A 24,462-nucleotide genomic window follows, 5' to 3' on the forward strand; every position below is an offset into this window, starting at 1 on the left:
CGCGCGGAACTTCGCTATGAAGTTCCGCAGTCGCGCTCAACACAGGTTAACCGATGTCGAATTCCCTGGTCACCATCGCCCGCATCACCTTTGCGCTGAGCATCGCCGGCCTGGTTGCCGTCGGATGCGGCCGCAAGGGCGATCTTGACCGTCCGAGCACGCCTGTTGAACAGCAGAACATTCGAAAGAGCGCCAAGCCGGGTGAGCGTGCGCAAGAGCCCGTTGCCGACAAGCCTTTCCTGCTTGACCCGCTTCTGTAAATCGCGAGCGCTATCGTGAACCATTTTCAATACATCGACGGCGTCCTGCATGCCGAAAACGTACCGGTGCCGGCCATCGCCAAGGCTGTTGGCACGCCGTTCTACGTGTATTCCACCGCAACGCTGGAGCGGCACTACAAGGTCTTTGCCGAGGCCTTCGCCGACGTCGACGCGATGGTCTGCTATGCGATGAAGGCGAACTCCAACCAGGCGGTGCTGAAGACCCTCGGTCGTCTGGGCGCTGGCGTCGATGTCGTGTCGGGCGGCGAGTTGCGGCGCGCGATCGCGGCCGGCATTCCGGCCAACCGCATCATGTTCTCCGGCGTCGGCAAGACCGTGCAGGAAATGGACCTGGCGCTTTCGATCGGCATCTACTGCTTCAACGTCGAGTCGGAACCGGAACTCGAGGTCCTGAACCTGCGTGCCGAGAAGATGGGCACGAAGGCGCATGTTTCGTTCCGCATCAACCCGGATGTCGATGCAGGCACGCATGCCAAGATCTCGACCGGCAAGAAGGAAAACAAGTTCGGCATCCCGTATGAGCGGGCACGCGCGGTTTACGCGCATGCGGCTGAACTGCCCGGCATCGAGGTGACGGGCATCGACATGCATATCGGTAGCCAGATTACCGAGTTGCAGCCGTTCGACCATGCCTTCCGCCTTCTGCGCGAACTGGTCGACGCACTGCGTTCGGACGGGCACCGGATCGACCACGTCGACATCGGCGGCGGGCTGGGCATTCCCTACAAGGACGACAACAACCCGCCGCCACTGCCCGACGCCTATGCGGAAACGGTGAAGCGGCAACTCCGCTCGCTTGAGTGCAAGATCGTCACTGAGCCGGGCCGCCTGATCGTTGGTAACGCCGGCATCCTGGTGACCGAGGTCATCTACGTGAAGGATGGCGGGGAGAAGAGCTTCGTCATCGTCGATGGCGCCATGAACGACCTGATCCGCCCGACGCTTTACGAGGCCTACCACATGATCCGCCCGGTCGTCGTGCCGCCCGCCGATGCGCCGCGCATCAAGGGCGATATCGTCGGCCCAGTCTGCGAAACAGGCGATTACCTGGCGCTCGACCGCGAGATGGCGCAACCGAAACCCGGCGACCTGATCGCGGTTGCCTCCGCCGGCGCTTATGGCGCCGTGCAGGCCGGCACCTACAATACCCGCCTGCTGGTGCCTGAGGTGCTGGTGAAGGGAAGCGAGTTCCACGTCATTCGTCCACGCGGCACCTATGACGAGTTGATCGGGCTTGACTCCACACCGGCCTGGCTCTCCTGACCATTGACGGGACGTTCACTTTTGCGGGAGAGCGCCTGAATTCGAAGGGCGCTACCCGATCTGCCCTCGTCTTCGCCACAAAGCTTGTTATCTTCAAGGTTTGTTTGCGCCGCCACGATCGGAGACGGATCGCATGAGCCTTGCCCGCAAAGGTGCATTTGAGAATCAGCCGGGTCTCGCACGCCGCGTTGCGCTGAAGCGCTCCTTTGCAAGGATCGTCCTCACGGTCGAACGCGTCATGCCGCGGCTGTTGCTACCGCTCGGCATCCTCGCGCTGTTTCTTTCCGTCGCCTGGTTCGGGATTTTCCGGTTCACGCCCGATTGGGTACGCTGGGTGGTGGTTGGCGGCTTCGGGCTTGCATTCCTGTTCTCGCTGCTGCCGCTGACGCGGCTTCACTGGCCGAGCCCGGATGAAGCCGACCGGCTTCTGGAAGAACGCAACAACCTGCCGCACCAGCCAGTGGCTGTACAGGAAGACCAGCCGGCTTTCGAAACACCGTTTTCGCGCGCGCTCTGGAAAGAACACCAGGTCCGCATGGCTGAGCGCATTGCAGCGCTGGACGCTGGCCTACCGCAGCCGGATATCGCGAGGCACGACCGCTTTGCGCTTCGCGCGGTGCCAGCGCTCGTTTTCGTGGTCGCGCTTGGCTACTCCTTCTCGAACGGCGGTGGGTCGACCGCCGACGCCTTCCGTCCGGCACCGCCGGCACCGAGCATCAACCCGGACCTGCGCATCGACGCCTGGCTGACGCCGCCGTCCTATACCGGCAAGGCGCCGGTGTTCCTGACCGGCCAGCAGGCGAATGCCGATGTGCGGACGCTCTCCGTTCCGCAGAATTCTGCCTTGACGGTGCGTGTAACGGGTGGCGAAGGCGGTGAAGAAGTCGTCTTCCAGCCCAAGCAAGGCGGCGATCCGCTAACGCTGGTTACCGAAGAAGCCAAGAAGGCCGCCGAAGCCGCGGCCGAACAGCAGGCAGCCAACGCGCCGGCCGCTCAACAACAGCCGCAAACGGAACGACAGGGTGACCAGCCGCTTGCGCCGCGCACCTATGCCCTGAACGTCGCCGAAAGCGGCAGCCTGACGGCCAACGGCCAGACCTGGACCTTCGACATCATTCCTGACCGTCCGCCGGAAATTGCCTTCGACGGCCAGCCGCGCCGTTCGGTCAATGGCGCGCTTGAAATCGGCTTCACCGGCAAGGACGACTACGGCATTCGCGAGGCGCACGCGCTGATCGAACCTGTTGGCCCCGCCGATGCCGATGCAAAGCCGCTTTACCCGCTGCCGGAATACCGGCTGGACATGCCGCGCCAGAAGGGCCGCGAGGTCAAGGGACTGACGAGCCGCAGCCTGATCGAGCATCCGCTCGCCGGCAAGCGCGTCAAGATCACGCTTGTCGCCAAGGACGGCGCCGGACAGACTGGCCGCAGCCCCTCGCACGAGATGATCCTTCCGGCCCGCGGTTTCTCCGAGCCACTCGCGGCCGCAGTAGCCGAACAGCGCCAGGTCTTCTCGCTCGATACACGCCAGATGCCCCGCGCGATTGCGCTCAACGAGGCGCTCGCCCTGCGTCCCGACGAAACGATCCCCAACCTCAGCCACTTCCTGCTGATCCGTTCGGCACTTGGCCGCATGGAGCTTGCCCGCAACGACGAGCAGATGAAGCAGGCGGCCGACTATCTATGGGGAATCGCTCTCGGCATCGAGGACGGGGATCTATCCGCCGCCGAACGGCGCCTGCGCGACGCGCAACGGAATCTGTCGGAGGCGCTGGAGCGCAACGCTTCCGACGAAGAGATTGCCCAGTTGATGAAGGAACTGCGTGAGGCAATGCAGCAGTTCATGAACGAGCTTGCCCAGCGGATGCAGAACGCCCCGATGGCGCCGAACAACATGCAGGCACAGAACGTCATCCGGCAGCGCGACCTGCAGAACATGATGGACCAGATTGAAAACCTGGCCCGCTCCGGCAACCGTGATGCCGCCCAGCAAATGCTCAACGACCTGCAGCGGATGATGAACAACCTGCAGGCAGGGCGTCCGCAGCGCCAGCAGCAGGGGCAGCAGCAGACCAGCAAGATGCGCCAGCAGATCGACAAGCTGGGCGAGATCATGCAGGAACAGCAGCGGCTGATGGACCAGACATTCAAGCTGGACCAGGCCCTGCGCGACCGCATGCAGCGTGGTGACCCGCAACAGGGCGATCAGAGCGACGAACAGCAGGGCCAGCAACAACAGGGCCAGCAGGGCCAGCAGGGTGACGGCCAGCAGAACACCGAGCAGATGACGGCTGAACAGCTGCGGGAGGTACTGAAGAACCTCCGCGCCCAGCAGGAAGGCCTCGGCAAGAAGCTGGAAGAGCTGCAAAAGGGCCTGAAGGAGCTCGGCATGCAGCCGGGCGAAGGTTTTGGCAAGGCGCAGAGTGAGATGGGCAATGCCGGCAAGGCGCTTGGCCAGGGCCAAGGCCAGGAGGCCGTGCAGGGCCAGGGAAATGCGCTCAACGCCCTGCGCCAGGGTGCCCAGAACATGATGCAGCAGATGATGCAGGCCATGCAGCAGGGGCAGGGCCAACCCGGCCAGGGTCGTGACGGCCAGGGCGAGGACATGACCTCGCAAGGTGGCCAGAATGGCCGCGATCCGCTCGGCCGGCCGCGGTCGACATCCGGTCCGGATTTCGGCGACCAGGTGAAGGTGCCCGACGAGATCGACGTGCAGCGGGCACGCGAGATCCTGGAAGCGATCCGCGAAAAGCTCGGCAATGCTTTGTCGGGCGACGCCGAGCGACAGTATCTGGAACGGCTGCTGGAGATCCGGTGAGGTTGCAGGTGGCGGAGACCCGCAATCGCTGCCGCCTCACCCATAAATTCCATGACTTAGCTGAAGCTAATTCCAGAAATTGCAAGTGAGCCGGTCAGGACATCCCGACCCGGCAAGTCATCAAGCGGCCTGCGAATCGGTCTGCGCCAAAGCGGACGCGACCGCACGGCGAATATCAGGAAGGGCGAACGGCTTCTGCACCACATCGATGATCTTGGCGGACAGGTCCTCGGCGCGTTCGCGCTGTTCCGCATAGCCCGTCATCAGCAGGATCTTGAGGTCCGGGAATCGGTTGGACGCCTGGTGTGCCAGTTCGATACCGTCCATCACCGGCATGCGGATGTCGGACAGCAAGAGGTCGAACTGCTCTTCCTCGAGCCTTTCCAGGCCTTCGGCACCGTCACCCGCTTCGCGCGTCTCGTGGCCGTCCAGCCGCAACGCCCGTGCTACGAACATGCGCAGCGAATCCTCATCTTCGGTGATCAGGATTTTTGCCATGGCGATCTTGCTCCCTGCCCTGTTCGTGTTGGGAGCAACTGACCAGAGTTTCCTTTTCGAGGCGTAAACAGATCCTCGAACAGCCGCTGATGGTTAACGGCTGGTATGCAGGCTAGGCATCGCCCGTGACGACACCGACGAAGGGCAACTCGCGGAATGCGTAGGCCACATCCATGCCGTAGCCGACCACGAAATAGTCCGGGCATTCAAAGCCGACATAGTCTGCCTCGAGCTCTTCCTTGCGCTTGACGCTCTTGTCCAGCAGCACGGCGATCGACACATGGCGGGCGCCACGCTCGTAGAGCATCTCCTTGGCGAACTTCAGCGTGCGGCCGGATTCGAGGATGTCGTCGATCAGCAGCACGTCGCGATCCTTCACGTCGCTGTCGATATCCTTGACGATGCGCACCCCCTGGGACACCGTTCCGGTGCCGTAGCTGGAAAGCGTGATGAACTCGACCTCGGGGGCAAGGCCCACGTCGTGCAGCGCACGGATCAGGTCGGCCGCGAAGATGAACGAGCCCTTGAGGATCGCGATGACCAGCAGGTCCTTGGTCGGGCCCTGCGCAATCTTCGACGCGATGTCACGATTGCGCTCCGCAATCTGCTCGGCAGTATAAAGCGGCTCGATGATTTTGCCGCGCACGACGGGCATGAGGTTCTCCTGCGTGTCCGTAAAATGCGGCGATACCACAATCGGGGGAAGAAGAGAAAGCCTCAGACGCCCTGTTCTGCGAAGCTGAGCCTCAGATCAGGCAGTTTTCCCCCAGGCTGCGGCACCCGAGCCGAAAATCCGCGGCTATGACCGCCTGCAATGGCGGTGGCCGGCGGCGAGATCAGCGTCGTCGTCAGCAGCTTTTCCCCAGACAGGAGTTCGGCGCGGATTGCGGGCATCTTCTGGCTGCCCTCGCTGCGGTTTTCGATGACCCCGTTGATCAGGAGCACCTTCATGCCGCCGGCATCCTGGGGTGTCATCGTCACATGGGCGATGTTGAGCGCCGGGGTCTCCGCGGGTGCGGAGGAACCGTTGAACAGGAACGAGAAGCCGCCTGCCGCGGCAAAGACCACGACGAAGACAAATGCCACGACCGCGGAGAACAGATCCGCCGGCATTCCCATCAAAGCCTTTTCGACGGCGTGGACACGGTTCGGCTTCACCTTGTCCTTCTGGACCTGCCGCGCCTCGCCTGCGCGCCGGTTGTCATTGTGGGAGGTATGCGGCTGCGGCGCCCGTGGGTCCCGCACAGTCACGAATTGCGCGTCGACAACCTCGCCCCGGCGCGAACCGCTGCGCCGGGATCTGCCAACGGCATCCGGCGGCAGGATGTCCATCCGGATCACGTTCTTGGCTTGCTGGGTGCGAAAGGTGCTCATCGGGGCCCTCTTCGGCCCGCAACAACCTAAAGGTGGAGCGGGCATTGCAACGAATCCCGCCCAGTCGTAAATGGAAATGGTTAATGCTCCGGAAACATGGCCTGAAAAACGCCTGTTTCAGCGGCTGATTTACCGTCCGTTTACCCGCGTCGTTAAGAGATAACGATCATCAGAGTCTTCCAGAGCCGGGACTGCGTCATCCGTTGATTCATTTCGAAAATGTCGGTCTGCGCTATGGGATGGGCCCGGAAATTCTCCGGGACATGACATTCGACATCCCCAAGCGTTCGTTCCAGTTCCTGACCGGCCCGTCGGGTGCGGGAAAAACGACGTTGCTGCGCCTGCTGTTCATGTCGCTGAGCCCAACGCGCGGCATCATCCGCATGTTCGGCCGCGACCTCTCGCAGATCCCGAGCAACGAGCTGCCGATGCTGCGCCGACGCGTCGGAATCGTCTTTCAGGATTTCCGCCTGCTCGAACACCTGACAACCTACGAGAACGTGGCGCTGCCGTTGCGCGTCAGGGGCAAGGATGAAAGCTCCTACCGCAGCGACGTCATCGAGCTTCTGAAATGGGTGGGGCTCGGTGAGCGCATCAATGTGCTGCCGCCGGTGCTTTCGGGTGGGGAGAAGCAGCGCGCCGCGATTGCGCGTGCGCTGATGGACCGGCCGGAAATTCTCCTTGCAGACGAGCCGACCGGCAATGTCGACCCGCCGATGGCACGGCGGCTGCTCAACCTGTTCCTCGAGCTCAACCGGCTCGGTACCGCCGTGGTGATCGCAACCCACGATCTCGGGCTGATGGACCAGGTCAACGCCCGGCGGATGATCCTCACCGAAGGGCGGCTCGATATCTATGAATAAGGCCCTTCGCCCCAAACGGCCAGCGGCAGCGCGGCAACCGGAGCAGCCGGCAACGACCCAATCTCAGGCCGCGCCGCAACAGCCGCGACGCACGGAGATGCGGGTGCGCCCGACCGCACCCATCCTGCCGCCGTCAAACATCCAGGGCAATGCGCTGATGGTGGTGATCGCCATCATGGCCTTTCTTGCCTGCCTCACGCTCGGTGCGGTCAGCATGGTGCGCGCCACCGCTTCCAGCTGGCAGAGCCAGATTTCCCGCGAAATCACCATCCAGATCAGGCCGGAAGAAGGTCTTGACATGGATGCGGCGCTGAAGAAGGCGCGCGAACTGGCGCTCACCTTCGTCGGCACCCGCGAAGGCACAATCATGGATGACAGCGCCACGGCACGTCTTCTCGAACCGTGGCTCGGCGCCGGGCTGAACCTCGATGATCTTCCCGTGCCGCGCCTCGTCATCATCACGATTGATGAGCAGAACCCGCCCGATTTCGCTGCAATGCGCGATCTCCTGAAGGCCGAAGTGCCGCAGGCCTTCCTCGACGACCATCGCACCTGGGTCGACCGGTTGGTTTCCATGGCCCACACGACGGTGCTGATCGGCACCGGCGTGCTTGTTCTCGTCTTCACGGCGATGGTCCTGACGGTGATCTTCGCCACCCGCGGTGCGCTGTCCGGCAACCGGCATATCGTTGAGGTGCTGCATTTCGTGGGTGCCGAAAGCTCGTTCGTGGCGGGCGAATTCCAGAAACACTTCCTGAAGATCAGCATCAAGGGTTCGGCGGCCGGTGGCGCGTTGGCGGCCGCCCTTTTTGCGATTGCCAATGTCTGGCAGGCGAATTCGCTCGCAACACCCGAAAGTGACCAGGCGACGGCGCTCTTCGGAACCTTCACGATCGGCGTCACCGGCTACCTCGGCATCATCGCCACGATCGGCGTGATCGCGCTGCTCACGACGCTCACCGCCCGCTTCACGGTGATGCGGACGATCAACGAAATCGACCTCATCCGATCCGACCCTGCCCGTACCGATGGGCTGCCCGCTCCTTGAACCCATGCACCTCGGGCTATAACTTGGGGCTGTTCGCGCACGAATCTCCTCTCATGGATAGTGATGACTACGGCCCAGACGACACCAGATAACGGAGCACCGCCCCGCAAGCGGCCGGGCCTGTTTTCCCGCAGGGGCTGGCTGCGCTGGACCGCGCGCCGCATCATCATGGCCTCGATCGTCTTCGTTGCCATGTTGTTCGGCGGCTTCCTGTGGTTTGCTGATTCGGTGACCTCGCTGAAGGCACCCGATGGCGTGAAGGCCGATGCAATCGTCGTGCTCACCGGCGGCTACCTGCGCATCGAGCAGGCGCTTGGCCTGCTGCGCGACGGATCTGGCCAGCGGTTGCTGATCTCCGGCGCCCATCCGTCCACGACGCCGAACCAGATCCGCAAGGCAACGCAGGCCTCGTCCGACCTCTTCGCCTGCTGCGTCGACATCGGCTACGACGCGATCGACACGATCGGCAATGCCAGCGAAATCAGCCGCTGGATCCACGACCACGGCTACAAGTCTGTGCTGGTGGTGACCAACAACTACCACATGCCGCGCAGCCTGCATGAACTGCGGCGCTCGGACCCGAACACCGAGTTCATCCCTTACCCGGTCATCAACTCGGACCTGACGCGGAAAGCCTGGTTCACCGAGCCGGACGTGGTACGCACCATGTTGTCGGAATACGGCAAGGTGGTCCTGACGACGATCCGCGACTGGCTTGGCATTGAGCGCGGTACCGGGCTCAGGACCGAGGAAAGCGCTGCTGCCAAGCACAAGAGCTAAGCGCCACCGGCGCTTCTCTAGACATCGAAAGACGCTTTTTTCACAACCTGTTCTCGTGTAGGCACGCCTGAACAGAAGGATTTCCTGTTCATGCTGCTGCTGCGTTCGGTTCTCTTCAATATCGCCTTTTACGCCAACACCATCATCCGGATGATCGTGCTTTCGCCGATCTATTTCCTGTTGCCGCGCAAAGCCGCCTACCGCATCCCCAAGGCCTGGGCGTCGTCCAACAGCTGGTTGATGGCCAAGATCGTCGGCGCGACCTTCGAGATCGAAGGCATGGAGAACATCCCGGATGAAGGCTGCATCTTCGCGCCGAAGCACCAGTCCGCATGGGACACGTTCGCGCTTCTCCCCTACCAGCGCGACCCGGTCTACATCCTCAAGCGCGAACTGATGTGGATCCCGTTGTTCGGCTGGTATGTCGCGAAGCAGAAGATGATCCCGGTGAACCGCGGCGCGCGCGGCAAGGTCATGGTGGAAGTCATGAACCGCACCAAGGAGGAGATGAACGACGGGCGCCAGCTCATCATCTATCCGGAAGGCACGCGCCGGGCTCCTGGCGCCGAGCCTGCCTATCGCTACGGCATCGCGCGCATCTATCGTGACGTCCAGGTGCCCGTGGTGCCCGTCGTTGCGCATTGGGGCCTGTTCTGGGGCCGACGCAAGCTCGTGAAGTATCCCGGCCACTTCAAGGTGCGCATCCTGCCGCCGATCCAGCCGGGGCTCGATCCGGATGAATTCTACGCAAAGCTGATCGAGACGCTTGAGACCGAAAGCGACAGGCTGCTGGTGGAAACGGTCGAAGCCAATCCGCATCTTCCGCTGCCGCCGACGGCAGCCAAGCGCCTTGCCGAACTGAAGGCGCAGGCAACGACTTAAGCCGCAGGCGCCGCGACCGCCTGGCCGACGCTTTCCAGCCAAAGATCCCGAATGCCCATCTGCTTCAGATGCGCGAGCGTGTTGAAGACATAGGCGTCGTTCGGGCCGGATTGGCCCGCAGACGAACGCACGGTGAGCGCGGCATCCTCGATCGACAAAGCGCCGGCATATTGCACATGCTCGCGATCGACGACGTAACCGACCGCCCGCACCTGCCGACCGTCGGTCAGCGTCAGCGGCAGGAGCTTCTCCTTGTAGACGTTGGTGACGAGCTCGCGGCGCCGCAAATAATCGAGAACCTCTTCCCGGTCCCGCTCGTTCACACGGAAGGCAACGCCGCGGCACGAACCGCCACGATCGAGCCCCAAGACCAGCCCAGGCTGCTCCGGCGTTCCGCGGTGAACATAGGATCGCACGCACAGGGATCGACGAAAACCGAAGGCCCGCGCATGGGCCCTTTCCTCAAACGCGAAACCCGGATTCCACATCAGGGAACCATAGCCAAACACCCAGAATTCGTTCATATCGCTCGCTAAGCCGTCATCGAGAATCGAAGCCACCATTGGAGAACATCATGGCAGCGTCAAGCCGAACCGGCGTCAGCGGTAAACTGTGGCTGCTTGCCAGTGGCATCGTCCTTGTCATCGCGCTTTACACCGCCGGCTGGTTTTATGCCGCGTCACTCCTGCGCGAAAAGACACTGGCGCTCCTGGGCAGCCAGGAGCAGCGTGGCATCTCGGCGACCTGCGACGATGCGGAATATCGCGGCTACCCGTTCCGCATCGGCCTGTTCTGCTCGAAGGTTTCGGTGGATGACCGCCAGAACGGCATTTCCGCCACCTTCGGCTCGCTGCGCTCGGCGGCCCAGGTCTATGATCCCGGGCATATCGTGTGGGAACTGGATTCGCCGGTGGAAGTGCGTACCGGGCATGGGCTTGCCCTTTCCACTACCTGGGAAAACTTCCAGTCGAGCCTGATCGCCAAGCTGCGTGGCGTCGAGCGCACCTCGACCGTCATCGACGGGGCAAGGACCAGCATCACCTCGTCCGCCACCGGCCAGACCTTCAACCTTGCCGCCGGGCACACGGAGATCCATCTGCGGCAGAACGGCAATGATCTTGATGCCGCCGTCAGCCTGCAGGACACGGACCTGATGGTGAAGGACATGCCGCAACTCCTGCCGCGCCTCACCGCCAACCTGGACGTGACACTCATCAATCGCGCCGGCATGATCGACGGCAGCGACCGGAACGGCCTTGCGCTTTATGGAACCGAGGGCCAGATGCGCACGCTGTCCGCCGACATGGGCGACGGCAAGGTCATCTCCATCAGTGGCCCCTTCTCGTTTGACGAAGACGGGTACCTCTCGGGCCGCCTGAAGCTCAGGATCGAGCAGATCGACGCCTGGCGCGACAGTTTGAGCGAAGCCTTTCCGCAGATCGCACCGATGCTCGGCACGGCCGGTAACATGCTGTCGGCGCTCGGTGGCGGCAAGAATGCCTCGCTCGACCTCAGCATCAAGCGCGGCAAGGTGTTCGCGGGCGGCTTCATCCAGATCGGCGAGATCCCGCCGATCTGATCTGCGCTATTTCTTGACCTCGAGCGCATGCCGGCCGAAGTCCGGCGCGTCGACATCCTGGCCCGCCTGGACGATCGAGCGGCGAATGGCGCGGGTGCGGGTAAAGAGCTCAAACAGCTTGTCGCCCTCACCCCACCGGATTGCTCGCTGTAGATAGGCGAGATCCTCCGAGAAGCGCGCCAGCATTTCAAGGATCGCATCCTTGTTGTGCAGGCAGACGTCGCGCCACATGGTCGGGTCGGAGGCGGCAAGGCGCGTGAAGTCGCGAAAACCGGAGGCGGAATATTTGATGACTTCCGACTCGGTGACCGTTTCGAGATCATCTGCCGTGCCGACGATATTGTAGGCAATGATGTGCGGCAGGTGCGAAACGATGGCGAGCACCTTGTCATGGTGCTGCGGGTCCATCTCGTCGATCCGCGAGCCGAGTGCGGTCCAGAATGCCTTCAGCCGGTCGAGCGCCACCTGGTCGGTATCCGGCAGCGGCGTGAAGATGCACCAGCGATCCTTAAACAGCCCGGCAAACCCGGCGTCCGGGCCGGATTTTTCCGTACCGGCAAGTGGATGGCCCGGAATGAAATGCACATGGCTCGGCATGTGCGGCGCCATCTGCGCGATGACCGACGCCTTGGTGGAGCCGACATCGGTGACGATGGCGCCGGACTTCAGGTTGCCCGCGATTTGCTCGGCCACGGCACCAGAGGCGCCGACCGGCACCGAAACGATGACGAGATCGGCATCGCGCACCGCCTCGGCAGCCGAGGGCTCGTAATGGGTCCCGAGTTCCAGTTCTTCGGCACGCTTCAGCGTGTCCGTGCTGCGGGTCGAGATCACCACGTCCCGCGCCAGGCCCAGCGCCCGCACGTCACGGGCGATCGAGGAACCGATCAGGCCGATGCCGATCAGTGCGATGCGATCGAAATGTACGGTGTTCATGCGCCCTTGCTCATGAACTCGCCCAGCGCTTCGATGACGCCGCGATTGGCTTCTTCCGAACCGATCGTCATGCGCAGCGCGTTCGGCAGGCCGTAACCCTTCACGGCACGCAGGATGTAACCGCGGCTCGTGAGGAATTCATCGGCATCCGGCGCCCGCTTGCCGTCGACATCCGGGAAGTGGATGAGAACGAAGTTGGTCACCGACGGCGTCACCTTCAGGCCGAAGGAGGTGAAGGCCTGGGTCAGCTTGTCGAGCCAGAGCGCGTTGTGCTCCACGGACTGCTGCACGAATGCCTGGTCGCGGATCGCCGCGGCACCAGCGGAAATAGCCGGCGCGTTCATGTTGAACGGGCCACGCACGCGGTTCAGCGCATCGAGGATGCCGGTCGGGCCGTACATCCAGCCGATGCGCAGCGCCGCAAGGCCATAAACCTTGGAGAAGGTGCGCGTCATCACGACGTTCTTGGCCGACGAGACGATCTCGATGCCAGCTTCATAGTCGTTCTTCCTGACGTATTCCGCGTAAGCGGCATCGAGCACCAAAATGACGTTCTTCGGCAGCCCCGCATGCAGACGGCGGATTTCCGACGCCGGCACGTAGGTGCCTGTCGGATTGCCCGGATTGGCGATGAAAACCATGCGGGTCTTGTCGGTCACGGCCGCGAGGATCGCGTCGACATCAACGGTGAAGTCCTTTTCCTTCACTTCCACCGGCTTGGCGCCCGAACCCATGATCTGGATCTTGTAGACCAGGAAGCCGTGCTCGGTGATGATCGCTTCGTCGCCGGGGCCGAGGTAGACATGGCAGAGCAGGCCAAGCAGTTCGTCCGAGCCGTTGCCGCACATGATGTTTGCAGCGTTGAGGCCGTGGACGGAGGCGATTGCCTCGCGCAGCATGGTGGCCTGGCCATCCGGATAGATTTCCAGGTTGCCGGCAGACTGGCGGAATGCGTCGATCGCCTTCGGGCTTGCACCAAGCGGCGTTTCGTTGGACGAGAGCTTGAACACCCTCGCCACGCCGGGAGCATGTTCCTTGCCGGGCACATAGGCGGCAATATCCAGAATGCCTGGACGCGGAACGGGCTCACTGCTGACGATGTTCATGGGATCAACCTTTACCGGAAGGGCTTGTGCGATAATCCAGTCGGATTAAAGCCGAAAGCCGCCTTTGTCGAGAGGATCCCGCAGCCGCTACCGCGTGCGTGTCGTGGGCACGCCGCGTGGCGCAAGCACCGGCACGAAGACACGCCGTGATGCGCGCGCCGCCACCGGCAGCCCCTGGTAAAGCCGCTTCTGCGCCTCGATGATGAGCACGCCCGAAAAAACCGGCCAGAAACGCTTGCCCATGCGCTCGAAAGCGTGGCGCAGTTTCAGCACGGCCCGGTTCTTGGACGGCGGGAAAAACAGCGCCTCTGCACTGGCGCTCGGGGTGAAATTGGTTTCGCGCAGCAGCGAGGTCAGCTGGCCGCGCGAATAAGGCCGACCCGAACCGAAGGGCGTGTGCTCCATCCGCGCCCAGACCCCGCGGCGGTTCGGCACCACGATCACCAGGCGACCGCCCGGCGCCAGCACCCGCCAGATCTCCTTCAACGTTTCGCTGGGGCTCTCGGCAAATTCCAGGGAATGTACCATCAGGATGCGGTCGATCGATGAATCCGGCAGCGGCAGCTCTTCATCGAAGACGAGTGCCGTGGAGGAGAGTTCTCCCACCGGCCAGTTCACCGCCCCCTGCCCGGCCGGCATGAAGGCGAAGGTGCGTTCGGTATCGGCGCGGAAGCGGTCGAGATAAGGCACCGCGTAACCCAGCCCCACCAGCCGTTCCTCCGGCAGCCGTGCCCACAGGTTCGACAGCGCCACGCCGATCGATTCCTCGGCGAGGCGGCCGAGGGGAGAATAATAGAATTCGCGGAGATCGACGATATCGACTGACATCTACACAGGACTGGTTGGACTTCGGACACTCAGGGTCTACATTGTTCTCAAAAGCAATTTGAGCAATAGGGGCGATGTTGTGAAACCGCTTGAACTGGAAGTTTTCTCCTGCCGAAGCGATAACTATGGCGTCTTGGTTCATGATCCGGAAAGCGGGCTGACGGCTTCGATCGACGCACCGGAAGAGCAACCGATCCTGGATGCGGCCGCCCGTCGCGGTTGGAAGATCACCCACATCTTCACGACCCACCACCACGGTGACCACGTCGAGGCGAACCTCGCGCTGAAGGAAAAATTTGGCCTGGAGATCATCGGGCCGGTGAACGAAGCAGTTGCGATTCCGGGCCTCGACCGCACGATGGCGGATGGCGACGAGTTCCTGTTCGGTGAGCATGTGGTACGCGTGTTGGAAACGCCGGGCCATACCGCTGGCCACATCTGCTACCACTTCCCCGACGACAAGATCCTGTTTGCAGCCGACACACTCTTCGCGCTGGGCTGCGGACGCCTGTTTGAGCGGCCGGCGGCCGATATGTGGCACTCACTCCAGAAGCTTGCCGTGCTGCCGGATGAGACGGCCATCTATTTCGGCCACGAATACACGCTCTCCAACGCCCGGTTTGCGCTGACCATCGATCCGGACAACCAGCGCCTGAAGACGCGTGTTGCGGAAATCGAAGCCAAGCGCGCTGCCAACGAGTTCACCATCCCGACCATGATGGGCCTCGAGAAGGAAACCAACCCCTTCCTGCGCGCCGCCGATCCTTCCATCCGCCGCAACCTCGTGATGGAAAGCAAGACCAACGAGGAGGTCTTTGCCGAGATCCGCAAGCGCAAGGACAACTTCTAAGGTGGACGCACAGGAGATTATCCAAACGCTCGGCATGCAACGCCATCCCGAAGGCGGCTGGTATGTCGAAACCTTTCGCGACGACAACGGCGGCGCCCGCGGCCATTCGACGGCGATCTATTACCTGCTCGAGAAGGGCGACAGATCGCACTGGCACCGCGTGCGCGATGCCACCGAAGTCTGGCACTTCTATGCCGGCGATCCGCTGCTGCTGAAGACATCTGATGGCAAGACAAGCGAAAGCGTGACGCTTGGCATAAGCCTCGCGGAGGGCGAGCGGCCGCAGGCAATCGTGCCGGCCAACGTGTGGCAGTCGGCCGAACCGCTTGGCGCATTCACGCTGGTAGGCTGCACGGTGGCGCCTGGCTTCGACTTCAACAGCTTTGAAATGGCGCCGCCGGACTGGCAGCCCGAAGGCTGATCAGGCAGGCTGGCGTTCAGCTTTCGCAGGACGCAGCATGTCGCGTGCCGCAAGCACGGCACCACCCGTGATGAGCAGGCATGCGACCAGGATCCGCCAGTCGGCCTGCGCAAATCCTGAAGCCACAAGAATGAGGGTCGAAAGCAGCGGTGCTGCATAACTCGCCGCACCGATGATCTGGATATCGCCGTTCTTTACCCCGTAGTCCCAGGCATAGAAGGCGGCACCGACGGGCAGCAGACCAAGCCCTGCCACGGCCACCCATTCCGCACCACTTGCCGGCCAGACGGTGGTCTCCAGCGCCAGGTGGCAGACGAGCGAAAGAAGCGAGGTGGCAAGGCAAAAGCCCGTCACCACATCCGTCGAAACGCGCTCAAAGCTGCGGGTCATCAGCGAATAACCGGACCATGTGAAGGCGCAGAGGAAGGCCGCGCCGTAACCCAGCGTATAGGCGCTGTCGAAAGAAAGCCCGTTGCGGGATACGATTGCGATGGTGCCAAATAGCCCCGCCAGCGCGCCCGCCACATGATACCAGCGCAGCCGTTCGCCCGGCAGGAGAGCCGAACCGACCACGATGAGGAGCGGCCAGAGATAGGCGATCAGGCCCGCCTCCACCGCCGGCGCATTTCGCAGCGCCGTGAAATACAGGAAATGATAGCCGAACAACCCGCCGATGCCGGTGATCCATACTTTTGCCGGCTGTTTCAGGAGCGCGATGCGCTGCGGCCTGATAGTAAACAGGATGAGCCCCGGCAGGCTGCCGATCGCAAAGGTCATGGCGTTCATCTGGAACGGCGGGACCTTGCCGGAGGCAGCCGTCATTAAGGCAAGCAATGACCACATCAAGATGGCCGTGAAGCCAATCAACGTGCCGCGAATTTTCACCCCTGCCTCCTCAGGCACCCATCCGTGCCTTCAGCCGCCGTACCGGACGGCTGTCACGTAAACCGGCCCCATCCTCGTTGGGATCACCGCATAAACGGGAGCATATACATTTGCCGACTGGGCCTTGGCAAACCAGATCTCCATCGGCGTCCTGCTCAGGTATTCGATGTCGCTGCGGCCACGCCGATAACCGGATTTCGGCTGGTAGCGGATGGAGCAGACGATCGCCTCGCCCTTGAAGCCTGCGGTGGAGAACTGCTTCGTACCCTTCGGTGTCAGCACCAGGTCCATGCGCGACTCGCCGTCATAGATCGGCAGCCGGCTCGGGCAGACCTTGGCGCTTGCCGGAAAAACCAGGCCACTCAACGGATCAAGCACCGCGCGCAGGTCCTTATCCGTCACCGGCACCCAGTTCTTCGGGTTGCGCGTCGGCTCCGGCTGGATGGTCGTTCGCGTCACATTGCCGTTGCGGTACTGCACCTGGTAGACGCGCGTACGCCGCCCGGAGCTATAGACCAGGTGATATTGGTCCGCCTGCAGCTTGTCGGCCTGCATCCGGCCGCTCACGCTGGTTTCGGCCGAAACCTTGCTGATCAGGTTGGCGATGCCGGCAGACCGGAACGTCCCGTTGATCTTGTAGTCACGATCGCCGAACTCGCTCGAAAACGAGGCTTTCGCGATCGGCAGGATGCCGAGGCTGATATCGTATTCACTGACGTGGCGAACTTCCGCCGAACCTAGCGGCGTGGCCACCAGGGCAGGCAGAAGCAGGAGCGCGGCAACGAAACGGCCTTTGAATTTCATGATTCCATCCGGGCTGCGGAGTCGCGACAGGCGTCTTCCTGCGGACATATAGACGGTGCATAATGGCAAGAAAATAGCGCTACGCGGCGCTGCCGGCCGGAATCTCTTCACCGGAAAACGAGGTTTTGGCTTGACGCGCCGGGTCTCACTGACTATAGAACCGCAACTTTCCAATCAGGACCAGTTGGATCGGGCACCGGGCATTGCCTGGAAGGACCATCCGATTGCAGAAGAACAAAGGTGAATCCATGTCTCGTGTGTGCGAACTGACCGGCAAGGGCATCCAGACCGGCAACAACGTAAGCCACGCCAACAACAAGACCCGCCGCCGGTTCCTGCCGAACCTCTGCCAGGTCACGCTGATCTCCGACGCCCTCGGCCAGCGCTTCCGTCTGCGCGTTTCCGCACACGCCCTGCGTTCGGTTGAACACCGTGGCGGCCTTGACGCATTCCTGCTCAAGTCGAACGAGAACGACCTGTCGATGCGCGCCCGCCTTCTGCGCCGCCAGATCGCGAAGAAGACTGCAGAAGCTGCAGCTGCCTAATCGGCAAACACATCATTGGCTTTGGGGAAGGCTTGGCGGATAAAACCGCTCAAGCCTTTTCTCTTGGCTCCATAGGACTCCAACTGGTGGCATCACCCAGGATAAAAAAATGCTCCTGACCCGCTATACGCTTATCTATGCCCTGCTGATGTCGGCGATCGTCGTCGCTTCGAACATCATGGTGCAATACCCGCTTTCCGGCACGCTTTTCGGAATTGCGCTCGGCGATCTCCTCACCTGGGGCGCCTTCACCTATCCCATCGCCTTCCTCATCACCGACCTAACGAACCGCCAGTTCGGCCCGGCAATTGCCCGCCGCGTCGTGTTCGTCGGCTTTGTCGTTGGCGTCGCGCTGTCTTTCTACGCATCGATGCCGCGCATCGCGATCGCGTCCGGCACGGCGTTCCTGATCGGCCAGCTTCTCGACATCTCGGTGTTCAACCGCCTGCGCCGCCAGACCTGGTGGCAGGCGCCGCTTGCGGGCTCGCTCATGGGTTCGGCCATTGACACGCTGCTGTTCTTCTCGATAGCCTTTGCGCCGGCCTTCGTCTTCATCGGTGCGAACGACGACTTTGCGATCGGCTGGGCACCCATCCTCGGCGTCTTCTCGGCTGACGCGCCGCGCTGGATCTCCTGGGCGCTGGGCGACCTCTGCGTCAAGGTGATCGTCGGCGTCGTGCTGCTGCTCCCCTATGGCGCGCTGATGAACGTGCTGAAGCCCATGCCGCAGGCAGCAAAGACCGCCTGAGCTCGCAACTGCTGGGCCGCTTTCTAGCGGTTCAGCCGGAACTCCAGCATGATGTTGCGCTGGATCATGTTGCCGTTGTCATCCGAGACGATGATCACATGCGGCCGGCCATCCGGGCCGGCAATCACATCCAGCCCTTCCATGTTGTCGATGGTGTAGCGCATGTCGGCATCGAGCAGCACCTCGCCGTCGACCACAGCACCGGGGCGGATGTCTTCGCCCTTGAGCCTGCGGATGCGCATGCCGAGCCCGGTCAGGAAACTGAACCGGCGTTCGAGCAGCAGGAAGTCTCCATTCGGCAGGAAGGCGCCATCGGTCGCATTGTAGGGATCGTGGCGCACCACCTTGAAAACGCCCTTCAGCGGCCCTTCCAGGACGGCGGCAAACATGTTGCCCTTGTCGTCCAGGCTTTCTTCGGTGATGACGATCGGGGCGCCCCTGAGCGGGCTCTCCTTCGGCGACACGGCAACCGTTTCCATGCCGCCGTTCATCCGGAACTCGCGGCGCGGGATCGGCAGGGGAAGCGTCCGCAAAGGCCCGGACGCCTCAAAACCGGGATCCGGATAGACATCAACGCGGTGCAACTGCTCAAAGCTCACCAGCGCCTCGCCATCCCGTAGCGCCAACCCTTCCGCGTCCGTGTTGTATTTCGTGCCGATCCGCCCGCCGCGGATCCGCATCGGATCCACGCTAAGCTCTCCCAGTCCGGAAAGCCGACCCTCGCCGTCGCGGCGAATGCGGCCGGTCAGCCAATGGCCCGTATCAAGCACGGAGACAAAACGCTCTCCGTCCCTTCGGAAGCGAATGCTGGACAGGGATTGCAGCCGACGATCCGGCGAGGTGAATTGCAGTCCGCCGAGGAACTCCAGATCACCGAACCGGGTCTGCCCACCCGGTGCAAACCGGTTGATGACACTGACCTGGACGGGGATATCTTCGCCGGCCGGCGCCACCGGAGAAGCAAAGCAAAGAGCGGCGACGGCGCAGAGCGCGAAACGGCTGAGCTTCAAGAACGGCCTCAGCTGGCCCGGCGCATGCGGCCCGCCGCAGGACCATTGTTTTCGGCAAAGAGTTCGGCAAGCTGCTCGGTCATCGCTCCGGCAAGCTCGTCCGCATCCACGATGGTGACGGCCTTGCGGTAATAGCGCGTGACGTCGTGACCGATACCGATCGCCAGAAGCTCTACCGGGGAGCGGCTTTCGATCTGCTCGATCACGGCCCGCAGATGGCGTTCCAGGTAGTTGCCCGGATTGACCGACAGCGTCGAGTCATCCACCGGCGCACCATCGGAGATCATCATCAGGATCTTGCGCTGCTCGGGCCGGTGAATGAGCCGCTGGTGAGCCCACATCAGGGCTTCGCCGTCGATATTCTCCTTCAGAAGGCCTTCGCGCATCATCAGGCCGAGGTTGCGACGCGAACGGCGCCACGGGGCATCAGCGGACTTGTAGACGATATGGCGCAGGTCGTTGAGGCGGCCCGGCGTCGGCGTCTTGCCGGCGGCCAGCCACTTCTCGCGCGCCTGCCCGCCTTTCCACGCCTTGGTCGTGAAGCCGAGGATCTCGACCTTGACGCCGCAGCGCTCCAGCGTGCGGGCAAGGATATCGGCGCAGGTGGCGGCAACCGTGATCGGGCGACCGCGCATCGAGCCGGAATTGTCGATGACCAGCGAAACGACCGTGTCGCGGAACTGCGTGTCCCGCTCCTTCTTAAACGAGAGCGGCTGCATCGGGTCGATGATCAGGCGCACGAGGCGGGCCGGATCGAGATATCCTTCCTCAAGATCGAAGTCCCAGGAACGGTTCTGCTGCGCCATCAGGCGGCGCTGCAGGCGATTCGCCAGGCGGCCAACGGCGCCTTGCAGGTGCGCCAGCTGCTTGTCCAGGAAAGCGCGCAGGCGATCAAGCTCGGCTTCGTCGCAAAGCTCTTCGGCAAGGATCTCCTCGTCGAACTCCTGCGTGAAGATCTTGTAGTCGACCTTCTCGTTGAAATCGTCGAACGGGCTGTTCGGCCGGCGGGTTTCGCCCGGCGTTTCGGAATGTTCGTCGCTGTCGTCCGACATGTCGTCGTCGGACATTTCAGCGCCGTCCATCTCCCCTTCTTCGAGCTCGTCGTCGGAGACGTCGCTCTGCTCGGCGGGCTGCGCATCGGCGCCAGCCTCTTCCTCGACCTCTTCGTTCTCGGTCTCGTTCGAGCGCGGCTGCTCTTCGTCGTTCGGGTTCTCCATTTCCTCCGGCTCGGAGGTCTCGTCGGCGAATTCCTCCGCCATCTGCATGGAGGTGAGCATGTTACGCACGAGCTTGCCGAAGGCCTGCTGGTCTTCGATCACGTTGCGCAGGTTGTCGAGGTCGCCGGCAGCCTTTTCTTCAATGAACGGCCGCCACAGGTCGAGCACCTTGCCGGCGCTGGATGGCGGTGCCTGGCCGGTCAGCTTTTCGCGCACGAGCATGGCAACCGCCTCGGCGATCGGCGCATCCTCCTGACGTTCGATGCCGGAGAAGTTCGCCTTGGCGTATTTCTCCGTCTGCATCGCATTGAGATTGGCGGCCATGCCGGCCATCCGCAACGCGCCGATGGACTCGACGCGCGCCTGCTCGACCGCATCAAAGACGATGCGGGCGTCAGCGCCCTGGGGCGACATGCTGGCATGCACATTGGTGTCGTGGCAGGCGAGCCGCAGCGCCATGGAGTCGCCGAGCCCGCGGGTGACCGCAAGCTCCTGCGCCGTCGGACGCTTGGAGATCTCAGGCAGGCGAATGCGTTCCCCGGCAAGGCCCGGGCGCTCATTGGCGAACGTAACCTCGACCTCGCTGTCGCCCGCAATCGAGCGGACGCAGCCGGTGATGGCACGGCGCAACGGCTCGGTATCAACCGGACCGCCAGCCTTCGCCTTCGAATTGTCTCCGCGACCTGCCAATGCTTTCGCCTTCCTCGCTTAGGCTCCGAGAACGATGTTTGCCGCGCTTTCCTTCAGCTCGACGCCAAAGGCCCGCTGATACTGTTCGGCAACCAGCGTGCGCTCCAGTTCGTCGCACTTGTTGAGGAAGGTGATGCGGAAGGCGAAGGCAACATCGCCGAAGATCTCCGCATTTTCCGCCCAGGTGATGACGGTACGCGGGCTCATCACGGTCGAAAGGTCGCCGTTGATGAAGGCCGAGCGCGTCAGGTCGGCAACGCGAACCATCTTCGAAACGGTCTCGCGACCCTCCGCGGTGCTGCCGAAGGATTTCACCTTGGCGGCAACGATATCGACTTCCTTCTCGTGCGGCAGGTAGTTCAACGTCGTCACGATCGACCAGCGGTCCATCTGCGCCTGGTTGATCTGCTGCGTGCCGTGGTAGAGGCCGGTCGTGTCACCGAGGCCAACCGTGTTGGCGGTCGCAAACAGGCGGAAGGCCGGGTGAGGACGAATGACGCGGCTCTGGTCGAGCAGGGTCAGGCGACCAGACGATTCCAGCACGCGCTGGATTACGAACATCACGTCCGGGCGGCCGGCATCGTATTCGTCGAACACGAGCGCGACATTGTGCTGGTAGGCCCAGGGCAGGATGCCGTCCTTGAATTCAGTGACCTGCTTGCCGTCCTTCAGGACGATCGCGTCCTTGCCGACGAGGTCGATACGGCTGACGTGGCTATCGAGGTTGATGCGCACGCAAGGCCAGTTGAGGCGCGCTGCGACCTGCTCGATATGCGTGGACTTACCGGTGCCATGGAAGCCCGACACCATGACGCGTCGGTTATGCGCAAAGCCGGCGAGGATGGCGAGCGTCGTATCACGGTCGAAGAGGTAATCCGGATCGAGATCCGGTACATAGGGGTCGCCGTTGCTGTAGGCGGGAACCTTGATATCGCTGTCAATGCCGAAGACTTCCCGAACCGAAACGGTCGTGTCGGGAAGATTGGAAATATCTAGATCAATCTTACTCATCATCTCTCCAAGGCGCGGATCGCCGCCCGGCCATCATCCTCAATGCCATTGAGGTTACGGCTTAGCAGAAACCTGCCTGCTTCAACAACTGATATGCTTGAATGACAGCACGAAAACGTTCCTCGGATCCGCGGTCTCCGCCATTGGCATCGGGGTGGTGTTTCTTGACCAATTCCTTGTAGCGGCTCTTGATTTCCGCCGATGTCGCATTGGCGCCAAGACCCATCGTATCGAAGGCTTTGGCTTCAAGCGTCTTCAGCTTTCGCCCCTGCGTCTCGTAGCGCCCACCCCCGCCGGCGCGCGCCTGCGACACGAAGCCGAACGGGTCCTTGAAGCGCTGCTGGGTATGGGCGGCACCTGAGCGCGCCGTGGAATGCAGCGGTGCATCCTTGGCCGACTTGTTGACGCCCACCGTCCAGGTCGGGCGATGACCAGTGATCGCTTCCTTCTGGTAACGCGCGATCTCGGTGTCCGACAGGCCCGAAAAATAGTTGTAGCCCTTGTTGTATTCGCGCACGTGCTCGAAGCAGAAGAGGAAGAACTGGCCTTCGGCATTGCGTCCGACCGGTGCGCGGTGAACGCCCGGCTTGTCGCACCCGTCCCACTGGCACGTGGGAGCCTGGGGCGTAGCCTCCTGCTCACGCTTGCGGCGCGTCCTGATGCGATCGAAATATTTGGAATCTAATTTCATAAGGCCTTCATTATGGGATTATGAAGAGGGCGGAACAAGAATTGACAAAGCGCTTTCTTGCTGGTTTCTGGGTACCCCTCTTGCGTCGCCCGAGCCCCCTGAGGAGCGAGAAAACAAATGTCAGTCCGTGCCCGGATCGAAGCTCTTCTGACCATTGAACTCGAACCTGAGCGGCTCGTCGTGATCGACGAAAGCCACCAGCATGCCGGTCACCAACCCGACATCACCGGAACTGGCGAAACCCATATGCGGGTCCGCATCGTATCCAAAAAATTCTCCGGGATGAGCCGGCTCGACCGGCATCGGACGGTGAATGCTCTTCTGAAGCCGGAACTGGATGCAGGCCTGCATGCACTGGCTGTGGAGGCATCTGCGCCGGGTGAACCGACCCGCTGGTAGTGGATCCTAGATAGGTATTCGACGCCGTTCGGCCAAGACGGCCGTCATAAAATCCAGCACTATTCCGCAGGCAAATCGGCCTCATCGGCAGGCCTTATCCGCAGCCGGGTGATGCGGTTCTTTTCGCGCTTCATGACGATGAACCGCTTGCCGTAGAAGGTGAAGGCCTGCCGCTCCTGCGGGATGAGCTTCGACTCGTAGATGACAAGCCCGGCAATCGTCGTCGCCTCGCCATCCGGCAGGTTCCAGTCGAGCGCGCGGTTGAGATCCCGGATCGGCACCGAGCCATCCACGACGATCGAGCCATCGGCCTCCTGCCGCACGCCCTGGATCTCGATATCGTGTTCGTCCGCGATATCGCCGACGATTTCTTCCAGGATATCTTCAAGCGTCACGATGCCCTGCATCGTCCCGTATTCGTCGACAACGACGGCAAAATGCATCTTGCGCCGCAGGAACGCGCCAAGCTGGTTCTTGAGGCTGGTGCTATCGGGAACGAACCAAGGTTTTTGCGCAATCCTGACGAGGTCGATGTTTTCCGGCTGCACGCCGGGCTCTGCAAGTGCGCGCAGCAGGTCCTTGGCGTGAACCACGCCGATGATGTTCTCGATCGAATTGCGCCACACCGGCATGCGCGTGAACGGGCTTTCGAGGATCGCCCGCACCGAAACCTCCGGCGGGTCATCGGCATTGACGGCACGCATCACCGTGCGGTGCTTCATGACATCGGAGACCTCGAGTTCCTCGAGGTCGAAAAGGCCACTCAGGCGGTCGCGATCCTGCCTGTCGAACTTGCCCTCCCGGTGGAGCGCATCGAGCGCGGCATGCAGGTCGCCGTGGGTGGAGAAACCAAGCGTCTCCCTGGACAAGGATGCGCCGGACCAGCGGAGAAGCCCGCGGATCAGCCCATTGACCAAGCGTGAACCCATACCCCC

At 62.4% G+C, this 24,462-nt stretch carries 26 protein-coding genes and 1 pseudogene; 13 read left to right on the forward strand and 14 right to left on the reverse strand.

All coding sequences use genetic code 11. From position 1 onward, the window contains the following. The first annotated feature begins 53 nt into the window (after positions 1-53). From lptM to M0654_RS14610, 3 genes are all read left to right on the forward strand, one after another. On the forward strand, positions 54-260 hold the full coding sequence (gene lptM / locus M0654_RS14600; RefSeq protein ID WP_248683754.1) for an LPS translocon maturation chaperone LptM: 207 nt from the start codon (positions 54-56) through the stop codon (positions 258-260). Positions 261-275: 15 nt separating this feature from the next. Beyond that, on the forward strand, positions 276-1,544 hold the full coding sequence (lysA, locus tag M0654_RS14605; protein WP_248683755.1) for a diaminopimelate decarboxylase: 1,269 nt from the start codon (positions 276-278) through the stop codon (positions 1,542-1,544). 133 nt (positions 1,545-1,677) lie between these two features. Beyond that, positions 1,678-4,362: a TIGR02302 family protein gene (locus M0654_RS14610; protein ID WP_248683756.1), complete on the forward strand. Its 2,685-nt coding sequence runs from the start codon at positions 1,678-1,680 to the stop codon at positions 4,360-4,362. Positions 4,363-4,482: 120 nt separating this feature from the next. Here M0654_RS14610 and M0654_RS14615 read toward each other — a convergent pair whose 3' ends face one another. The 3 genes from M0654_RS14615 to M0654_RS14625 form a co-directional block, all read right to left on the reverse strand. Further along, positions 4,483-4,860: a response regulator gene (locus tag M0654_RS14615; protein WP_118850762.1), complete on the reverse strand. Its 378-nt coding sequence runs from the start codon at positions 4,858-4,860 to the stop codon at positions 4,483-4,485. A gap of 112 nt (positions 4,861-4,972) precedes the next feature. Next, a complete protein-coding gene (hpt, locus tag M0654_RS14620) occupies positions 4,973-5,515 on the reverse strand; it encodes a hypoxanthine phosphoribosyltransferase (protein ID WP_118850763.1) in 543 nt (180 codons plus the stop codon). 62 nt (positions 5,516-5,577) lie between these two features. Next, complete coding sequence (locus M0654_RS14625; RefSeq protein ID WP_248683757.1) at positions 5,578-6,234, reverse strand: DUF3426 domain-containing protein; 657 nt, start codon at positions 6,232-6,234, stop codon at positions 5,578-5,580. Between the two features lie 203 nt (positions 6,235-6,437). On the opposite strand from M0654_RS14625, the gene ftsE reads away from it, so the two are divergent. The 4 genes from ftsE to M0654_RS14645 all read left to right on the forward strand — a co-directional run bounded on the left by ftsE (position 6,438) and on the right by M0654_RS14645 (position 9,807). Further along, positions 6,438-7,097 (forward strand): cell division ATP-binding protein FtsE, encoded by a 660-nt coding sequence (gene ftsE / locus M0654_RS14630; RefSeq protein ID WP_118850765.1) that lies wholly within the window; start codon positions 6,438-6,440, stop codon positions 7,095-7,097. Positions 7,098-7,194: 97 nt separating this feature from the next. Next, entirely contained in the window at positions 7,195-8,145 is a 951-nt protein-coding gene (locus M0654_RS14635; RefSeq protein ID WP_248683906.1) for a cell division protein FtsX, read from the forward strand. 63 nt (positions 8,146-8,208) lie between these two features. Beyond that, the gene (locus M0654_RS14640) at positions 8,209-8,925 is read left to right on the forward strand and encodes a YdcF family protein (protein ID WP_248683758.1); all 717 of its coding nucleotides are present in this window, start codon (positions 8,209-8,211) and stop codon (positions 8,923-8,925) included. 90 nt (positions 8,926-9,015) lie between these two features. After that, complete coding sequence (locus M0654_RS14645) at positions 9,016-9,807, forward strand: lysophospholipid acyltransferase family protein (protein WP_118850768.1); 792 nt, start codon at positions 9,016-9,018, stop codon at positions 9,805-9,807. Here M0654_RS14645 and M0654_RS14650 read toward each other — a convergent pair. Further along, complete coding sequence (locus tag M0654_RS14650) at positions 9,804-10,370, reverse strand: gamma-glutamylcyclotransferase (protein WP_248683759.1); 567 nt, start codon at positions 10,368-10,370, stop codon at positions 9,804-9,806. The two genes, M0654_RS14645 and M0654_RS14650, sit on opposite strands and share 4 nt — an antisense overlap. An 11-nt stretch (positions 10,371-10,381) precedes the next feature. On the opposite strand from M0654_RS14650, the gene M0654_RS14655 reads away from it, so the two are divergent. Next, complete coding sequence (locus M0654_RS14655; protein ID WP_248683760.1) at positions 10,382-11,386, forward strand: DUF2125 domain-containing protein; 1,005 nt, start codon at positions 10,382-10,384, stop codon at positions 11,384-11,386. A 6-nt stretch (positions 11,387-11,392) separates the two neighbouring features. On the opposite strand, the gene M0654_RS14660 is transcribed toward M0654_RS14655, so the two are convergent. The 3 genes from M0654_RS14660 to M0654_RS14670 form a co-directional block, all read right to left on the reverse strand. Beyond that, the gene (locus M0654_RS14660) at positions 11,393-12,322 is read right to left on the reverse strand and encodes a prephenate/arogenate dehydrogenase family protein (protein ID WP_248683761.1); all 930 of its coding nucleotides are present in this window, start codon (positions 12,320-12,322) and stop codon (positions 11,393-11,395) included. After that, the gene (gene hisC / locus M0654_RS14665; RefSeq protein ID WP_118850770.1) at positions 12,319-13,428 is read right to left on the reverse strand and encodes a histidinol-phosphate transaminase; all 1,110 of its coding nucleotides are present in this window, start codon (positions 13,426-13,428) and stop codon (positions 12,319-12,321) included. Before hisC ends, M0654_RS14660 begins: the two co-directional genes overlap by 4 nt. An 87-nt stretch (positions 13,429-13,515) precedes the next feature. Beyond that, positions 13,516-14,256, reverse strand: coding sequence for a class I SAM-dependent methyltransferase (locus tag M0654_RS14670; protein ID WP_248683762.1), 741 nt, complete (start codon positions 14,254-14,256; stop codon positions 13,516-13,518). Between the two features lie 79 nt (positions 14,257-14,335). On the opposite strand from M0654_RS14670, the gene gloB reads away from it, so the two are divergent. Both gloB and M0654_RS14680 read left to right on the forward strand, forming a co-directional pair. Continuing rightward, positions 14,336-15,106, forward strand: coding sequence for a hydroxyacylglutathione hydrolase (gene gloB / locus M0654_RS14675; protein WP_118850772.1), 771 nt, complete (start codon positions 14,336-14,338; stop codon positions 15,104-15,106). A gap of 1 nt (position 15,107) precedes the next feature. Beyond that, positions 15,108-15,527: a cupin domain-containing protein gene (locus M0654_RS14680; protein ID WP_248683763.1), complete on the forward strand. Its 420-nt coding sequence runs from the start codon at positions 15,108-15,110 to the stop codon at positions 15,525-15,527. Here M0654_RS14680 and yddG read toward each other — a convergent pair whose 3' ends face one another. After that, the gene (gene yddG, locus M0654_RS14685) at positions 15,528-16,412 is read right to left on the reverse strand and encodes an aromatic amino acid exporter YddG (RefSeq protein WP_248683764.1); all 885 of its coding nucleotides are present in this window, start codon (positions 16,410-16,412) and stop codon (positions 15,528-15,530) included. 30 nt (positions 16,413-16,442) lie between these two features. Further along, complete coding sequence (locus M0654_RS14690) at positions 16,443-17,216, reverse strand: DUF3108 domain-containing protein (RefSeq protein WP_248683765.1); 774 nt, start codon at positions 17,214-17,216, stop codon at positions 16,443-16,445. Between the two features lie 248 nt (positions 17,217-17,464). Here M0654_RS14690 and rpmB point away from each other — a divergent pair, with 248 nt between their 5' ends. Both rpmB and M0654_RS14700 read left to right on the forward strand, forming a co-directional pair. Further along, the gene (gene rpmB / locus M0654_RS14695) at positions 17,465-17,761 is read left to right on the forward strand and encodes a 50S ribosomal protein L28 (RefSeq protein WP_118851649.1); all 297 of its coding nucleotides are present in this window, start codon (positions 17,465-17,467) and stop codon (positions 17,759-17,761) included. Between the two features lie 109 nt (positions 17,762-17,870). Next, entirely contained in the window at positions 17,871-18,509 is a 639-nt protein-coding gene (locus M0654_RS14700; RefSeq protein ID WP_248683766.1) for a queuosine precursor transporter, read from the forward strand. Between the two features lie 23 nt (positions 18,510-18,532). Here M0654_RS14700 and M0654_RS14705 read toward each other — a convergent pair whose 3' ends face one another. From M0654_RS14705 to M0654_RS14720, 4 genes are all read right to left on the reverse strand, one after another. Beyond that, positions 18,533-19,519 carry an esterase-like activity of phytase family protein gene (locus tag M0654_RS14705; RefSeq protein ID WP_248683767.1) on the reverse strand — a complete coding sequence of 329 codons (987 nt, stop codon included), beginning with the start codon at positions 19,517-19,519 and terminating at the stop codon, positions 18,533-18,535. A gap of 8 nt (positions 19,520-19,527) precedes the next feature. Further along, positions 19,528-21,426, reverse strand: coding sequence for a cobaltochelatase subunit CobT (gene cobT / locus M0654_RS14710; protein WP_248683768.1), 1,899 nt, complete (start codon positions 21,424-21,426; stop codon positions 19,528-19,530). An 18-nt stretch (positions 21,427-21,444) separates the two neighbouring features. Beyond that, positions 21,445-22,437 carry a cobaltochelatase subunit CobS gene (gene cobS / locus M0654_RS14715; protein ID WP_248683769.1) on the reverse strand — a complete coding sequence of 331 codons (993 nt, stop codon included), beginning with the start codon at positions 22,435-22,437 and terminating at the stop codon, positions 21,445-21,447. A 61-nt stretch (positions 22,438-22,498) separates the two neighbouring features. Next, positions 22,499-23,128 carry a J domain-containing protein gene (locus tag M0654_RS14720; RefSeq protein ID WP_118850779.1) on the reverse strand — a complete coding sequence of 210 codons (630 nt, stop codon included), beginning with the start codon at positions 23,126-23,128 and terminating at the stop codon, positions 22,499-22,501. A gap of 117 nt (positions 23,129-23,245) precedes the next feature. Between M0654_RS14720 and M0654_RS14725 the strand changes: the two genes are divergently transcribed. Further along, positions 23,246-23,527: a BolA family protein gene (locus tag M0654_RS14725; protein ID WP_248683770.1), complete on the forward strand. Its 282-nt coding sequence runs from the start codon at positions 23,246-23,248 to the stop codon at positions 23,525-23,527. Positions 23,528-23,586: 59 nt separating this feature from the next. Here the strand turns inward: M0654_RS14725 and M0654_RS14730 are convergent. Next, positions 23,587-24,459: pseudogene (locus M0654_RS14730) on the reverse strand (HlyC/CorC family transporter); the annotation flags it as partial. Positions 24,460-24,462 lie beyond the last annotated feature (3 nt).

The sequence above is a fragment of the Neorhizobium turbinariae genome, from assembly GCF_023223505.1.
Lineage (GTDB): Bacteria > Pseudomonadota > Alphaproteobacteria > Rhizobiales > Rhizobiaceae > Neorhizobium > Neorhizobium turbinariae.

What these genes read in the sequence shown, in the direction of transcription:
- M0654_RS14625 (WP_248683757.1), bottom strand. Translation starts at nt 6,234, where the DNA reads ATGAGCACCTTTCGCACCCAGCAAGCCAAGAACGTGATCCGGATGGAC.
- M0654_RS14725 (WP_248683770.1), top strand. Translation starts at nt 23,246, where the DNA reads ATGTCAGTCCGTGCCCGGATCGAAGCTCTTCTGACCATTGAACTCGAA.
- hpt (WP_118850763.1), bottom strand. Translation starts at nt 5,515, where the DNA reads ATGCCCGTCGTGCGCGGCAAAATCATCGAGCCGCTTTATACTGCCGAG.
- M0654_RS14700 (WP_248683766.1), top strand. Translation starts at nt 17,871, where the DNA reads ATGCTCCTGACCCGCTATACGCTTATCTATGCCCTGCTGATGTCGGCG.
- M0654_RS14635 (WP_248683906.1), top strand. Translation starts at nt 7,195, where the DNA reads ATGCGGGTGCGCCCGACCGCACCCATCCTGCCGCCGTCAAACATCCAG.
- M0654_RS14670 (WP_248683762.1), bottom strand. Translation starts at nt 14,256, where the DNA reads ATGTCAGTCGATATCGTCGATCTCCGCGAATTCTATTATTCTCCCCTC.
- M0654_RS14660 (WP_248683761.1), bottom strand. Translation starts at nt 12,322, where the DNA reads ATGAACACCGTACATTTCGATCGCATCGCACTGATCGGCATCGGCCTG.
- rpmB (WP_118851649.1), top strand. Translation starts at nt 17,465, where the DNA reads ATGTCTCGTGTGTGCGAACTGACCGGCAAGGGCATCCAGACCGGCAAC.
- M0654_RS14720 (WP_118850779.1), bottom strand. Translation starts at nt 23,128, where the DNA reads ATGAAATTAGATTCCAAATATTTCGATCGCATCAGGACGCGCCGCAAG.
- hisC (WP_118850770.1), bottom strand. Translation starts at nt 13,428, where the DNA reads ATGAACATCGTCAGCAGTGAGCCCGTTCCGCGTCCAGGCATTCTGGAT.
- M0654_RS14655 (WP_248683760.1), top strand. Translation starts at nt 10,382, where the DNA reads ATGGCAGCGTCAAGCCGAACCGGCGTCAGCGGTAAACTGTGGCTGCTT.
- lptM (WP_248683754.1), top strand. Translation starts at nt 54, where the DNA reads ATGTCGAATTCCCTGGTCACCATCGCCCGCATCACCTTTGCGCTGAGC.
- M0654_RS14615 (WP_118850762.1), bottom strand. Translation starts at nt 4,860, where the DNA reads ATGGCAAAAATCCTGATCACCGAAGATGAGGATTCGCTGCGCATGTTC.
- M0654_RS14640 (WP_248683758.1), top strand. Translation starts at nt 8,209, where the DNA reads ATGACTACGGCCCAGACGACACCAGATAACGGAGCACCGCCCCGCAAG.
- M0654_RS14645 (WP_118850768.1), top strand. Translation starts at nt 9,016, where the DNA reads ATGCTGCTGCTGCGTTCGGTTCTCTTCAATATCGCCTTTTACGCCAAC.
- cobS (WP_248683769.1), bottom strand. Translation starts at nt 22,437, where the DNA reads ATGAGTAAGATTGATCTAGATATTTCCAATCTTCCCGACACGACCGTT.
- M0654_RS14690 (WP_248683765.1), bottom strand. Translation starts at nt 17,216, where the DNA reads ATGAAATTCAAAGGCCGTTTCGTTGCCGCGCTCCTGCTTCTGCCTGCC.
- M0654_RS14610 (WP_248683756.1), top strand. Translation starts at nt 1,678, where the DNA reads ATGAGCCTTGCCCGCAAAGGTGCATTTGAGAATCAGCCGGGTCTCGCA.
- M0654_RS14650 (WP_248683759.1), bottom strand. Translation starts at nt 10,370, where the DNA reads ATGGTGGCTTCGATTCTCGATGACGGCTTAGCGAGCGATATGAACGAA.